Source organism: Nocardia sp. NRRL S-836, from assembly GCF_001279525.1.
Taxonomy (GTDB): Bacteria; Actinomycetota; Actinomycetes; order Mycobacteriales; family Pseudonocardiaceae; genus Lentzea.
Genome location: NZ_LGDY01000165.1, coordinates 110,293 through 122,386, shown reverse-complemented (window position 1 = coordinate 122,386; position 12,094 = coordinate 110,293). Strand labels below are relative to the sequence as shown.

Annotated in this window: 14 protein-coding genes; 4 read left to right on the top strand and 10 right to left on the bottom strand. The window is 68.1% G+C overall.

Annotation, left to right across the window (positions count from 1 at the left end; genetic code table 11):
• Positions 1-32: 32 nt before the first annotated feature.
• Positions 33-1,316, bottom strand: a complete 1,284-nt coding sequence (locus ADL03_RS46360) for an AAA family ATPase (RefSeq protein ID WP_197289153.1) — start codon at positions 1,314-1,316, stop codon at positions 33-35.
• A 716-nt stretch (positions 1,317-2,032) separates the two neighbouring features.
• Between ADL03_RS46360 and ADL03_RS43180 the strand changes: the two genes are divergently transcribed.
• Positions 2,033-2,320 (top strand): hypothetical protein, encoded by a 288-nt coding sequence (locus ADL03_RS43180; protein ID WP_157529772.1) that lies wholly within the window; start codon positions 2,033-2,035, stop codon positions 2,318-2,320.
• Between the two features lie 79 nt (positions 2,321-2,399).
• On the opposite strand, the gene ADL03_RS43175 is transcribed toward ADL03_RS43180, so the two are convergent.
• Entirely contained in the window at positions 2,400-3,794 is a 1,395-nt protein-coding gene (locus tag ADL03_RS43175) for a class II fumarate hydratase (protein ID WP_053739462.1), read from the bottom strand.
• 63 nt (positions 3,795-3,857) lie between these two features.
• Here ADL03_RS43175 and ADL03_RS43170 point away from each other — a divergent pair, with 63 nt between their 5' ends.
• On the top strand, positions 3,858-4,826 hold the full coding sequence (locus tag ADL03_RS43170) for an NAD(P)/FAD-dependent oxidoreductase (protein WP_053739461.1): 969 nt from the start codon (positions 3,858-3,860) through the stop codon (positions 4,824-4,826).
• Positions 4,827-4,847: 21 nt separating this feature from the next.
• On the opposite strand, the gene ADL03_RS43165 is transcribed toward ADL03_RS43170, so the two are convergent.
• The gene (locus ADL03_RS43165; protein ID WP_053739460.1) at positions 4,848-5,303 is read right to left on the bottom strand and encodes an Lrp/AsnC family transcriptional regulator; all 456 of its coding nucleotides are present in this window, start codon (positions 5,301-5,303) and stop codon (positions 4,848-4,850) included.
• A gap of 110 nt (positions 5,304-5,413) precedes the next feature.
• Here ADL03_RS43165 and ADL03_RS43160 point away from each other — a divergent pair, with 110 nt between their 5' ends.
• Entirely contained in the window at positions 5,414-6,346 is a 933-nt protein-coding gene (locus ADL03_RS43160) for a Glu/Leu/Phe/Val dehydrogenase dimerization domain-containing protein (protein ID WP_053739459.1), read from the top strand.
• 150 nt (positions 6,347-6,496) lie between these two features.
• Positions 6,497-7,204, top strand: coding sequence for a hypothetical protein (locus tag ADL03_RS43155; RefSeq protein ID WP_053739458.1), 708 nt, complete (start codon positions 6,497-6,499; stop codon positions 7,202-7,204).
• Here the strand turns inward: ADL03_RS43155 and ADL03_RS43150 are convergent.
• The 7 genes from ADL03_RS43150 to ADL03_RS43120 form a co-directional block, all read right to left on the bottom strand.
• On the bottom strand, positions 7,201-7,620 hold the full coding sequence (locus tag ADL03_RS43150; protein WP_082374032.1) for a L,D-transpeptidase: 420 nt from the start codon (positions 7,618-7,620) through the stop codon (positions 7,201-7,203). The two genes, ADL03_RS43155 and ADL03_RS43150, sit on opposite strands and share 4 nt — an antisense overlap.
• A 164-nt stretch (positions 7,621-7,784) precedes the next feature.
• Positions 7,785-8,555, bottom strand: a complete 771-nt coding sequence (locus ADL03_RS43145) for a trypsin-like serine protease (RefSeq protein WP_053739457.1) — start codon at positions 8,553-8,555, stop codon at positions 7,785-7,787.
• A gap of 119 nt (positions 8,556-8,674) precedes the next feature.
• On the bottom strand, positions 8,675-9,715 hold the full coding sequence (gene glpX, locus ADL03_RS43140) for a class II fructose-bisphosphatase (RefSeq protein WP_053739456.1): 1,041 nt from the start codon (positions 9,713-9,715) through the stop codon (positions 8,675-8,677).
• A 67-nt stretch (positions 9,716-9,782) separates the two neighbouring features.
• Positions 9,783-10,010, bottom strand: coding sequence for an exodeoxyribonuclease VII small subunit (locus ADL03_RS43135; protein WP_053739455.1), 228 nt, complete (start codon positions 10,008-10,010; stop codon positions 9,783-9,785).
• A complete protein-coding gene (locus tag ADL03_RS43130) occupies positions 10,007-10,351 on the bottom strand; it encodes a hypothetical protein (protein WP_082374030.1) in 345 nt (114 codons plus the stop codon). The genes ADL03_RS43135 and ADL03_RS43130 overlap by 4 nt, the downstream gene beginning before the upstream one ends.
• Positions 10,341-11,588 carry an exodeoxyribonuclease VII large subunit gene (gene xseA / locus ADL03_RS43125; protein ID WP_053739454.1) on the bottom strand — a complete coding sequence of 416 codons (1,248 nt, stop codon included), beginning with the start codon at positions 11,586-11,588 and terminating at the stop codon, positions 10,341-10,343. Before xseA ends, ADL03_RS43130 begins: the two co-directional genes overlap by 11 nt.
• The gene (locus ADL03_RS43120; RefSeq protein ID WP_053739453.1) at positions 11,585-12,076 is read right to left on the bottom strand and encodes a lipid droplet-associated protein; all 492 of its coding nucleotides are present in this window, start codon (positions 12,074-12,076) and stop codon (positions 11,585-11,587) included. The genes xseA and ADL03_RS43120 overlap by 4 nt, the downstream gene beginning before the upstream one ends.
• Positions 12,077-12,094: the final 18 nt, after the last annotated feature.

Genomic DNA, 12,094 nt, shown 5'->3' with positions numbered 1-12,094 from the left:
TTCTATGGCTGGCATGAAAATGCTAGTAAGCTCTAGTCGACTTCTTCCAGGTACGGTGGCAGGGTCTCAACTTCTTGCACAGTGGGGAGGAGTCCTTGTTCTTCGACTGCATTCATAGCGCGGATGAATGCCTTCATTCGTGGATCCTTGAAAGCATTCAAGTTGTATGCTCTTCCACCGACTGGGGTTTCAACGTCGGTGAGAACGGAACCGTACTGGGAGTCCTTCAATTCTCGCAGTGGGCCGCTCAGGGAGGAGGCGGGAACGTCTTCGCCAACATATTGCGAAACGAGTGACGTGAGGTCATCCATTGTGAAAAACTCGCGGTCAAGGTTAGCGGCCGCTTTGAGGATTTGTTTGCGGTATTGCTTAACGCCGACGGTATTAGTGGCTAGCATGTACCGGCGGGTGAGACGGGCTTCGCTGTTCAGGACGAAGTTTCGGATGGCTTGGTCGACATCATCGTCCTTGACGGACTTCTCGTCTCGTGTTACTGCCAGCTCGGCGACGTCGAGGCAGATTTCCTGGAGTAGGCTTGGTGCTCCGGCGGCTGTGGAAACAATTCGATTGATCAGCTCCTCGCTAATAGACACTCCGAGTCGCTTCATTCCATCGGTGATAATAAAACGGGATTCCTCTTCGGTCATAACTGAGAGCTTTACTTCTCGAATGAGCCGATCGATTCCTGCGTCATGATCAACAAGCTTGCTTGCGTCCAGGGTGGTTCCGATTAGCACAAACCTTGCATAACCTTCACCGAGGTTATTTGCCGCCTTGATCATCTCTGCGAGTTGCTGCCGGAACGATGGTGAAGATTTGTGCATCTCGTCGATGACGATTGTCACTTTGGCGTCAGCGGCAATGTGCAAGAATCCCTGGTCGGTGGGCGATGAAACAACTAGCTCGAGTCGCTCGCTTCCTGTGGACTCGCCCTTGAGTTTGATCTTCGCCTTCAGCATTCCGAAGAAGCTGACGTCCGACTCGCCGGTGGCGGAAACCGTCGCCTTGTTCTCGCGGCTGACTACGACCTCGTAATCGAGCTTTTCTAGGACGGCTTTAACCACGTCATCAAAGCCTTTTCCGGCCGGAGTGAGGAACTCGATCACAATGCCGCCTTCATTGCGATCATAGAAGTATCGCTTCACTAGCGTCGTCTTTCCCACGCCATACTCGCCATATAGAACCGGAGCTTGTGCCCGGGCCAGGCCGGATCGAATTGACGCTTCCGCGTCGCGGCGAGCCGCATAAACGTTGTGTTTCTGCAGGGGGAACCGGTTCGGCGTAAATACGTCTGTTGGATGAATCCGCTCGAACACCGAAGATCCTCCTGGCGGTAAAGGCGACGTTGCAGGCCGCACATCTTACTGCTGAACTCAGCTATATGGGATCAAGGCGCGCCGCCGTCGGCGGCGCGCGGCGGGCCGGTCGCCTACCAGCGTGGCCCGCATCCATCCGGGCACGTCGGACTCCCGCTTCGCTCCGCCCGCCGGCCACGGCGGCACGGCCCACGAGGTGGCGCGGCAGCGCACCACCGACGGTGGAACCAGAACCACGAGCTATCAGCCGATGCCAGTCGGAACGATCGCGCGAACGGCCAGTTGACCGAGCCGGGCACGGCGATCGACTGCCGCGACGGCTACGCCACCTTGCCACCGAGCAACGACCCCAGGCAGCACGAAGGGCACCACCCCGACACGCCATGATCAGTCACGGCCAGCGGCACCGCGTCAAGACGGGAAAGCGTGTCTTGACCCGCCACCACTGCTCGCGAGATCGGCCCAGTGTCGGGGATGATGCCCAAGGTGTGGTTGATCAACTCCCAGGCCGTCTCCAGGCCGTGAGACGTCCCAAAGCGTCGAAAACCAGTGAGAACTACCGAGCAAGAAAACCGCAGTTCACCGGCCATAGAAGCCAAGATCCACGCCTACCGCGAATCCCGGCGATCACAACATCGCCATCTGGCTGGCGCTGTACTCCTGACCTCTGCTTCCCTCGCCGCATCACGCGGGTGAGGTGCCGAGCGGTGCGCTGGGTGAGCGACGACCCCCAACCGGGCTGGGTCGAGGTTCAGCTCACCGACGCCACCGGAACCGTCTGGAGCCTCTTCGACAAGCCCCCGATCTTCGACGCGGACGGCCAGCTCACCCCGGACGCCACGTACCCGGTCGACGTCGAGCTGGACTGCGAGATCGTGACGCGCGAAGCCGACGACAACGGCCGCGAGCTGGTCGTCATCTCGACCCGGCGGCCCTGGGGTGTCGAGACCGAGTCCGGGCGGCACCGCTTCGAGGTGGAGCCGGGACAACTGGCCGGTGCCTAGCAAGGCATCGGCCAGCTGCTCAGCGAACTCCATCGTGACCGGGTGGTCCGCCATGACCTGCGGCAGACCACCCAGGACGTCACCGCCCGCCGCGAGCCATGCGCAGCACGTCCAGCGCCTCGTCCAGCTGCTCCTCCGACAGCTTCGCCGGCACGTGCCCCCGCTCCAGCACCACGGCGCGGATCGTCTTGCGTTCCTTCAGCGACTGCTTCGCGATCGACGCAGCCTCCTCGTAGCCGAGGTAACGGTTCAGCGGCGTCACGATCGACGGTGACGACTCCGCGTATTCGCGCATCCGGTCGGTCTGGGGTTCCGCGCCGGCCAGGACCTTGTCGGCGAGGAGGCGGGCGACGGCGGCGAGCAGGCGCGCGGACTCCAGGACGTTGCGGGCGATGACCGGCAGCATCACGTTGAGCTGGAAGTTGCCCTGGGAGCCCGCGAACGCCACTGTGGCGTCGTTGCCGATGACCTGGGCCACGACCATCATCGTGGCCTCGGAGATCACCGGGTTGACCTTGCCGGGCATGATCGAGGAGCCGGGCTGCAGGTCGGGCAGGGCCAGTTCGCCGAGGCCGGTGCGGGGGCCGGAGCCGAGCCAGCGGAGGTCGTTGGCGATCTTGAACAGCGCCACGGCGGTCGCGCGGAGCTGGCCGGAGATCTCCACCACGCCGTCCTGGGTGGCCTGGGCCTCGAAGTGGTCGCGGGCCTCGGTGAGGGGCAGGCCGGTGGTCGTGGCCAGTTCGGCAGCCACAAGAGCGCCGAACTCGGAGGGGGCGTTCAGGCCGCTGCCGACCGCGGTGCCGCCGATGGGGAGTTCCGCCAGGCGGGGGATTGAGGCGTTGAGGCGTTCGACGCTGTAGCGGACCTGGGCGGCCCACGCGCCGGCTTCCTGGCCCAGCGTCACGGGCACGGCGTCCATCAGGTGCGTGCGGCCGGACTTGACCAGGTCGGACCACTCAAGAGCGCGCTGCGAGAGCACCGACTCCAGGTGTTCCAGCGCTGGGACCACGTCGGTGACCACGGCTTCGGTGGCGGCCACGCGCAGGGTCGTGGGGAACGTGTCGTTGGACGACTGCGAGGCGTTGACGTGGTCGTTCGGGTGGACGTCACGGCCCAGTGCGCGCGTGGCGAGGGTGGCGATGACCTCGTTCGCGTTCATGTTCGACGACGTGCCGGAACCGGTCTGGAACACGTCGACCGGGAAGTGCGCGTCGTGGGAACCGGACGCGACGTCGTCGGCGGCCTCGGCGATCGCGGCGGCGACGTCGTCGGGGAGGACGCCGAGGCGGGCGTTGACGCGGGCTGCCGCGGCCTTGAGCAGGCCCAGTGCGCGGATCTGGGCGCGTTCCAGGCCTCGACCGGAAATCGGGAAGTTCTCGACCGCGCGTTGGGTCTGGGCACGCCACAATGCGTCGACCGGCACGCGGACCTCGCCCATCGTGTCGTGCTCGACGCGGTACTCCTGTTCAGACATACCCCCGAGTCTCTACGCTCGATCACAGCACTGCCACCCACCACTGGCAGAAGGGCACCACTCATGGAGCGTGACGTCGACCTCCTCATCGTGGGCGCTGGTCCCACGGGGTTGTACGCCGCCTACTACGCAGGCTTCCGGGAACTGACCGTCGCGCTCGTCGACGCCCTGCCGGAGCCGGGCGGTCAGGTGACGGCGATGTATCCGGAGAAGATGATTTTCGACGTGGCCGGCTTCCCCGCCATCCGCGGCCGCGACCTCGTCAGCGGTCTCGTCGAGCAGGCGGGGCAGTACAAGCCCACCTACCTGCTGGGCCGCCAGGCCCGCACCTGCGAGTCCACAGAGGACGGTCTGCGGGTCGGTCTTGCGGACGGCACCACCATCAACGCCGGAGCGGTGCTCATCACCGCGGGCATGGGCGAGTTCAACCCGCGCCCGCTGCCCGCCGGCGACGGGTGGCTGGGGCGCGGCATGGTGCACTTCGTGCCGGTGCTGGCCGAGCACACCGACCAGCACGTCGTGATCGTCGGCGGCGGCGACTCGGCGTTCGACTGGGCGCTCGCGCTGCACCCGATCGCCGCCAGCGTCACGCTGGTGCACCGCAGGGCCAACTTCCGGGCCCACGCCGCCACCGTGCGCCAGGTCCGCGAGCTCGGCGTCGAGATCATCACCGACGCCGAGGTGCTCGAACTGCGCGGTACGCCACTGTCCGAAGTGGACGTCAAGGTGAAGGGCGAGGACGTGAAGACCCTGCCCGCGCACGCCGTGGTCGCCGCGCTCGGCTTCACCGCCGACCTGGGCCCGATCGAGTCGTGGGGCCTGGAGCTGGACCACCGCGCGGTCGTCGTCGACACCACCATGCAGACCAAGATCGAACGCGTCTACGCGGCCGGTGACGTCGCCCAGTACCCCGGCAAGGTCAAGCTGATCGCGACCGGTTTCGGCGAGGCGGCGACGGCGGTCAACAACATCGCGGTCGCGCTCAACCCGCAGGCACACCTGTTCCCCGGCCACTCCAGCAACGCGAGCTGAGCCCCGCGGCCCCGCTCGCCGTCACGGCAGCGGGGCCGGGTCGTGTTTCGCGATGGCCTGGAAGATGATCGACGTCCGGAAGCCGACGATCTCCTTGCGCTGGCTCAGCCGGTCCACCAGGAACGCGTGCAGGTGCTCGTTGTCCTGAGCGCTCACGTGGATCACGAAGTCGTCGCTGCCCGCCATCACGAACACCGACAGCACCTCCGGCAGCCCGGCGGCGAAGTTCTTGAACGCGTCGATCACGGCCCGGCTCAGCGGGCGGACCTGCACCGACACCAGGGCCTGCACGGAGCGGTTCAGCGCGGTCGGGCTGATGTCGGCGTGGTAGCCGCGGATCACGCCGCGTTCGCGCAGCAGGCGGGTGCGTTCCAGGCACGTCGACGGTGCCACGCCGACCTTGCGGGCGATGTCGCGGTTCGACTGCCGGGCATCGCGCTGGAGCTCCCGCACGATCGCCGAATCAAGTTCGTCCATGCCGTCCCCGCAATCCGTCTGCCGAACAACGTTCGGCAGAGCACCTACAGCGCTGGTGATCACCCTAGCTTCGAACCAGGAACCTGGTGGAAGTTCGGGGAGGACGCAAGATGTGGGAACACGAACGGCTGGTCGTGCGCACCGGCCGGCGCTCCGGCATGACGACGATGGTCGCCATCCACTCGTCCGCGGCGGGCCCGGCGGTGGGCGGGTGCCGGATGAAGGCGTACCCGGCGATCACCGACGCCATCACCGACGTGCTGCGGCTGTCCAGGGCGATGACGCTCAAGTGCGCGGCGGCCGGGATCGCGCACGGCGGGGCCAAGAGCGTCGTCGTGGTCGACCGGCCGCTCACGCCCGAGCTGCGGCGTGCCGTGTTGCTGGATCACGCCGACCTGATCAACTCCTTCGGCGGGCAGTACCGGGCCGGGCCCGACGTCGGGACCGGGCCGGACGACATGCTGGTGCTCAGGGAGCTCACCCCGCACGCCTACTGCCTGCCGGAGGAGCACGGTGGCACGGGGTCGTCGAGCGGACCGACGGCGCGCGGGGTGCTGGCGGCGCTCGGTGCGGCGGCGGAGAAGGTGTTCGGGAGTCCGGACCTGGCCGGGAGGAAGGTCGTGATCAGCGGGTTCGGCTCGGTGGGGGAGCTGGTCGCACGCGGGCTGCCGGGTGCGGAGGTTGTTGTGTCCGATGTGGACGGAAGCAGGCGGACGGACGAGTTCGGCTGGGTCGAACCGGACCAGGCGTACACGACGAAGGCGGATGTGCTGGTGCCCGCGGCGGTCGGCGGGGTGCTGAGCCCGGAGGTGGTGCGGGCGCTGGACGTCCGGCTGGTCGTGGGTCCGGCGAATAACCAGCTCACCGACGACGGCGTCGCGGACCTGCTGGCCGAGCGCGGGATCGTGTGGGTGCCCGACCACGTCGCGAGCGCGGGCGGGGTGATCTACACGCTCGCCCGCGAGGACGAGGGGCTCGACCACGGGTCGGCCCTCGAACGGGTGGACGCCATCGCCGGGACGGTGCGGCGCCTGCTGGGCTAACACCCGGCGGAGTTCCCGAGGACGCGCAACGCGGTGGCGCCCACCAGTACGCTGGGAGCAGTGACCGGGTTGTGCGTGTCAGGGGGACGCGCAGCAGCAACCCCTGGGGGAACTGTGATTCACGTTCGCTGGGCTGACACGGCACCCGGCATGCCGTGGTGGGTGGGCCCGACGACTCGGGGACGGCCACCCACCGCGTACTGGCAGCCGCTCGCCGAGCTGGTGGAACGCCGGGTCAACGCGGCGGTCGACACGGCGGGGTGGGGCGGTGACGTGCTGGTCGAGCTGACGTTGCCGGACCGCCTGGTGCCGGACGTCGTGCTCACGCCCGGCCGCGCGGTGGTGCGGCTGGCCCTGCCGGACGCGCTGAACGTGAGCAGGGACGTCGAGCTGGTCGTGGCGGCGCTGGAGGACGGGGTGCACGCGGCCGTGGAACGGGTCGCCCGTGCGCTCGGTGTGGAACACGTGCGCACCGGCGGAAAACCGGAGCCCGTCCGTCATCCGCGCAGGCTGAGCGGGCTGGTGAACAGGTTCGTGGGAACGATCGCGCTCGTGTCGCCCAAGATCTCGTCCGGGGAGTTCCCGCTCGACGCGGACGAGCTGTACTGGGAGGGCTTCGAGGGCTGGCGGGCCGTGCGCCCGAACCGGGAGGCGCCCGGACGGCTGGTGTCCGATGTGGACTTCAGTGCCGTGGAGGTACCCGCTCTGCTGGACGACCTGGTGCGCAACGAGGCCACCGCGCTCGTCGTGGTGGGGCGGCAGCTCGACCGGATGGCCGGATGGCTGCCCACCGGACTGGCGGGTCGCGCCTCCGTTGTCGGGCGCGACGACGGCAGCTGGTGGGCAGCCATCGGTTAGGGCAGGACCTGCACCTGCTCGCCGACCATCAGGTTGTCGTAGAACACCTGCGATGCCTCGGGTGCCAGGTGGATGCACCCGTGCGACTGGACCGCGACGTCACCCTGGTGGAACGCGATGCCGTCGCCGGTGAAGTACACCGCGTTCGGCATCGGGCCGTTGTAGGGGACGCTCCAGTCGTTCTTCACCTTGCGCAGCACCGAGAACGTGCCGACCGGGGTCTCGTACCCCGGCCTTCCGTGGCTCACCTGCACCGGACCGTAGCTCGTCTTGCCGTTGTAGACGAGCCACGCCAGGTTCGAGTGCTTCTCCAGGCACGCTCCGTTGTAGACGGTGCATCCCGCCTGAGCCTGGGCGGGCGCGGCAAAAGCCGCGATGCCGAGGAGCAGGAGCACCGTCGTGATCAGAACTCGCATCCTCATCACCCCTCTGTAGCGGGGTAACCACCCTCGGGTGAGTTCAATCACCGGCCGAACGAGTCAGGCGATGACCTGCGCGGCGTCACGTGCAACGCGAAGGGCCCGCCTCCCACGACGATCGGGAGACGGGCCCTCGTGCCGCGTTCAGCGGCCGTCAGTGCCTAGACGGTGCCGGCGTACTGGCTGATCCACGAGCGGAAGTACGGGACGTCCACGTAGATCGACGGAGCCTGGGCGCAGTTCGCGCCGCCACCGGAGCGGCTGGTCGCGCCGATGAGCTCCCACCGGCCGTTCACGGACTTCACCTGCGGGCCACCCGAGTCGCCGTAGCAGGCGCCCTTGTTGCCGTCGGTGTTGTTGGTGCAGATCTCCGACGCGGCGCTGATGCCCGAGCACCGGGTGTCGCTCACGATCGAGGTGTTGAGCTCCTGCAGGGTGACCGGGGCGCCGCACGCACCCCGCACCGGGCAGGTCTGGCCCCAGCCGATGATGCGGGTGGCGGTGCCGACGGCGCCGGACGCGGACGCCACCGGGGCGGGCGCCTGGCTGACCGAGGTGTTCAGCTGCACCAGCGCCAGGTCGGCGGACGGGTGCGTGACGATCCGGGACGCGCCGGTGACCGTGCCGCCGCTGGTGCGGTTGGTCGTGCCGATCCGGGTGCGGATCGACGCGGCCGAGGAGCCCTGGACGCAGTGCTTCGCCGTCACGACCCAGTTGGCCTTGATCAGCGTGCCGCCGCAGAAGTGGCTGCCGGAGGTGCTCTGCAGCGAGACCATCCACGAGTAGACCTGCGTGGCGTTGCCGCCACCGACGATCATCGGCGAGACCTCGCCGTCGGTGGTGGGGGCGGGTGCCGCCGTCGCCGAGACGGCCGACGCGAGCAGCGCGCCGGCAGCCACGACGAATGCGGAGAACAACGAACGTGCCCTCATCGTTGAGTTCCTTTCCTGAACCCGGCGCAGGGTTGCCGGGGTCAGTTCGGAAACTAAGGACAAAAGTGACTCGATGACTAGGGTCACTCGTCTGGTCGCTCAGCGTTCACAGTTGCCTTTTACGGCAGCGGCTGCTGCACGTGGTCGGGCAGGTCGAAGTCGACCGAGGCGTATTCGCGCAGCTTGTGCAGGCTGTGGAAGCCGTCGATCATGCGCACCGTGCCGGACTTGGACCGCATGACGATCGACTGGGTGGTGCAGCCGCCCGCGCGGTAGTGCACGCCGCGCAGCAGATCGCCGTCGGTCACGCCCGTGGCGCAGAAGAAGACGTTGTCGCCCGCCACGAGGTCGTTCGTCGTGAGCACCCGCGACAGGTCGTGGCCCGCGCCGATGGCCTTCTCGCGCTCCTCGTCGTCCTTGGGCCACAACCGGCCCTGGATCGCGCCACCGACGCACTTCAGCGCCGCCGCCGCGATGATGCCCTCCGGCGTGCCGCCGATGCCGATGAGCATGTCCACGCCCGACGTGGGCCGCGCGGCCGCGATCGCACCGGCGACGTCGCCGTCGGAGATGAAGTGGATGCGCGCGCCCGCCTTGCGCACCTCCCGCACGATGTCCTGGTGCCGCGGCCGGTCCAGGATGCACACGTTCACGTCGGACACGTCGCTGTGCTTCGCTTTCGCGACCCTGCGGATGTTCTCCGCGACCGGCGCGGTGATGTCGATGACGTCGGCCGCCTCCGGGCCCACGGCGAGCTTCTCCATGTAGAACACGGCGGACGGGTCGAACATCGCGCCGCGCTCGGCCACCGCCAGCACCGCCAGCGCGTTCGGCATGCCCTTCGACATCAGCGTGGTGCCGTCGACCGGGTCGACCGCCACGTCGCACTCGGGGCCCTCGCCGTTGCCGACCTCCTCGCCGTTGAACAGCATGGGCGCCTCGTCCTTCTCGCCCTCGCCGATCACGACGACACCGCGCATCGACACGGTGTGGATCAGCTTGCGCATCGCGTCGACCGCGGCGCCGTCACCGCCGTTCTTGTCGCCACGCCCCACCCACCGGCCGGCGGCCATCGCCGCGGCCTCGGTGACGCGCACGAGCTCCAACGCCAGGTTCCGGTCCGGGGCTTCGCGACGTCGTTCCGCGGGGGTGTTCACCATTGCGCGCCTCCATGCGACTACTCAGCGTGCCGGATTTTGTGATCGGCAGCTGAATCCTTGCACGGGATCACGCCTGCGAAACGTCCTCCTCGACCACGGCGAGAGCTGCATCGATTCGCTCGCGCGCACCGGCGAGATGCTGCTCACACGTCTTGGCGAGCGCCTCACCGCGTTCCCAGAGCGCGAGCGAGTCCTCCAGCGACAGGCCGCCGGCCTCCAGCTTGCGGACCACCTCGACCAGCTCGTCGCGGGCGGCTTCGTAACCCAGTGTTTCCTTCTGTGCTTCCGAACTCACGCGGACTGGCTCCTCAGACGGCTCAGCACGGTCGCGACGGCCAGGTCGTAGCCGACCAGCGCCTCCGCGAACTCCTCGCCGTCACCCTCTCGCACCGCCTCGTCGATGAGCGCCTCGGCCTCCGCGACGCGCCGGTACTGCACCGTGCCCGCCGTCGCCTCGCTCAGGTCGTGCAGGGTGAGGATCAGTGTGCGGCGGCTCGGCGTGTCGCAGTCGCCCACCAGCTCCGTCCAGCACTCCGCCGCGGCCTTGTTCGCCGCCTCCGCCTTCGTCCGCAGACCGGACGCGCACTCACCGGCCGCCTCCATGGTCAGGGGCAGGAACACGGCATCACGCATCATCGGTACCTCCCCCTTCCGCATCGGCTGCGCCGCTGGTCACGACCGCTCGCACTGCACCGTCAACGACGCGTACCCGCAGTTGTGTTCCGCTGGGGGCGTCCGTCACAGATCGCAACACGCCGTCCGGCCCGTCGGGTGTGACGAGTTGCACAACGGCATATCCGCGGGCCAGCGTGGCGGCTGGTCCGAGGGTCGTCAAGCGGGCTTTCGTCCCGGAGAGGTGGACGTCCTCGCGGTCGAGACGTTGCGTGACCGCTCGGCGGCCCTGTTCGCGGAGCCGGTTCACCTCTTCGGACCTGCGGTCGAGCGGACCGTGCGGATCCGAAAGCACAGGTCGTGAACGCAGCTGGTCGAGCAGCCTGCGTTCGCGGTCGACCCAGCCGTGCAGGGCGCGCCGGCCGCGGTCGCGCATCTGGCGGACCCGTTCACTCTCCTCGGCGACGTCGGGAACCACCCGTTTGCCAGCGTCGGTCGGCGTCGAACAACGCACGTCAGCGACGTGGTCGATGAGCGGGGTGTCCGGCTCGTGCCCGATCGCCGACAGCACCGGCGTGCGGCACGAGGCGACCGCGCGGCACATCGCCTCGTCGGAGAACGGCAGCAGGTCCTCCACGCTGCCGCCGCCGCGGGCGATGATGATCACATCGCACTCCGGATCGCGATCCAAAGTGGACAGTGCGGTGATCACCTGGGTGACGGCGGTCGGGCCCTGCACGGCGACGTTGATGACGCGGAAGTGCGCGCCGGGCCAGCGGTTGCGCGCGTTCGTGAGCACGTCGCGCTCCGCCGCGGACGCGCGTCCGGTGACCAGGCCGATCTTCCGCGGCAGGAACGGCGGCCTGCGCTTGCGGCGCGGGTCGAAGAGGCCCTCGGCGTGCAGCAGCTTGCGCAGCCGTTCGATGCGGGCGAGCAGCTCACCGATGCCGACGGCGCGGATCTCGTCCGCGCGCAACGACAGCGTGCCCCGGTTCGGGTAGAAGCTGATCTTGCCGTGGACGATCACCCGGCTGCCCTCGGTCAGCTGCAGTTCGCGCACCATGCCCGCGCTGGCGGTGATCGACATGGACATGTCGACGCTCGGGTCGCGCAGGGTGAGGAACGCCGTGGAGCTGCGGGCGTTGAGCTGCGTGACCTGGCCCTCGACCCAGACCTCGCCGAGCCGGTTGATCCAGTCGAGCAGCTTGCGCGCGACCGTCCGCACCGGCCACGGGTTCTCCGGCGTGGATTTGTCGGTCACTGAGTCCTGACCGTCGCGATCCTGCGGTTGAGCATGCCGATGAACTCGGGCCTGGCCGCGTGGTCCTGCTCGTAGCGCAGCAGCTCTTCGAGGTGCTCCAGCGAGAGGTTGCGCAGCCGCGCGCGCAGCTGGGCGATCGACAGCTCGTCGTAGGCGGGCAGGAACTCCGGCACCTCGGCGAGGGCGCGCTCCTCCTCTTCCCACGGGTCGTCGGCGGGAGTTTCCTGAGAAGTCGTGACGGACGTCTCGTCCTCGTCGAACGTCGCCCACTCCGGCTCTTCCTCGGCCGGCCTCAGTCCGGAGAGGACGTCGTCGCCCTTGATGGCGAGTTCGGTCACATGCTGCTGCACGCGCATGGACAGCTGCATCGCCTCGCTGACCACGGTCAACGGGAGTCCGGCCAGCTGCTGCGGCAGCTTCCGCGCCTGTTCGAGGGCGGTCACCGCGAGCCCAGCGGCGACGCGGACACCCAATGGCAGTGGCTTCATGCGTCCTAGCCTGCCGCA

What these genes read in the sequence shown, in the direction of transcription:
- ADL03_RS43175 (WP_053739462.1), bottom strand. Translation starts at nt 3,794, where the DNA reads ATGTCTGAACAGGAGTACCGCGTCGAGCACGACACGATGGGCGAGGTC.
- ADL03_RS43170 (WP_053739461.1), top strand. Translation starts at nt 3,858, where the DNA reads ATGGAGCGTGACGTCGACCTCCTCATCGTGGGCGCTGGTCCCACGGGG.
- ADL03_RS43165 (WP_053739460.1), bottom strand. Translation starts at nt 5,303, where the DNA reads ATGGACGAACTTGATTCGGCGATCGTGCGGGAGCTCCAGCGCGATGCC.
- ADL03_RS43160 (WP_053739459.1), top strand. Translation starts at nt 5,414, where the DNA reads ATGTGGGAACACGAACGGCTGGTCGTGCGCACCGGCCGGCGCTCCGGC.
- ADL03_RS43155 (WP_053739458.1), top strand. Translation starts at nt 6,497, where the DNA reads ATGCCGTGGTGGGTGGGCCCGACGACTCGGGGACGGCCACCCACCGCG.
- ADL03_RS43150 (WP_082374032.1), bottom strand. Translation starts at nt 7,620, where the DNA reads ATGCGAGTTCTGATCACGACGGTGCTCCTGCTCCTCGGCATCGCGGCT.
- ADL03_RS43145 (WP_053739457.1), bottom strand. Translation starts at nt 8,555, where the DNA reads ATGAGGGCACGTTCGTTGTTCTCCGCATTCGTCGTGGCTGCCGGCGCG.
- glpX (WP_053739456.1), bottom strand. Translation starts at nt 9,715, where the DNA reads ATGGTGAACACCCCCGCGGAACGACGTCGCGAAGCCCCGGACCGGAAC.
- ADL03_RS43130 (WP_082374030.1), bottom strand. Translation starts at nt 10,351, where the DNA reads ATGATGCGTGATGCCGTGTTCCTGCCCCTGACCATGGAGGCGGCCGGT.
- ADL03_RS43120 (WP_053739453.1), bottom strand. Translation starts at nt 12,076, where the DNA reads ATGAAGCCACTGCCATTGGGTGTCCGCGTCGCCGCTGGGCTCGCGGTG.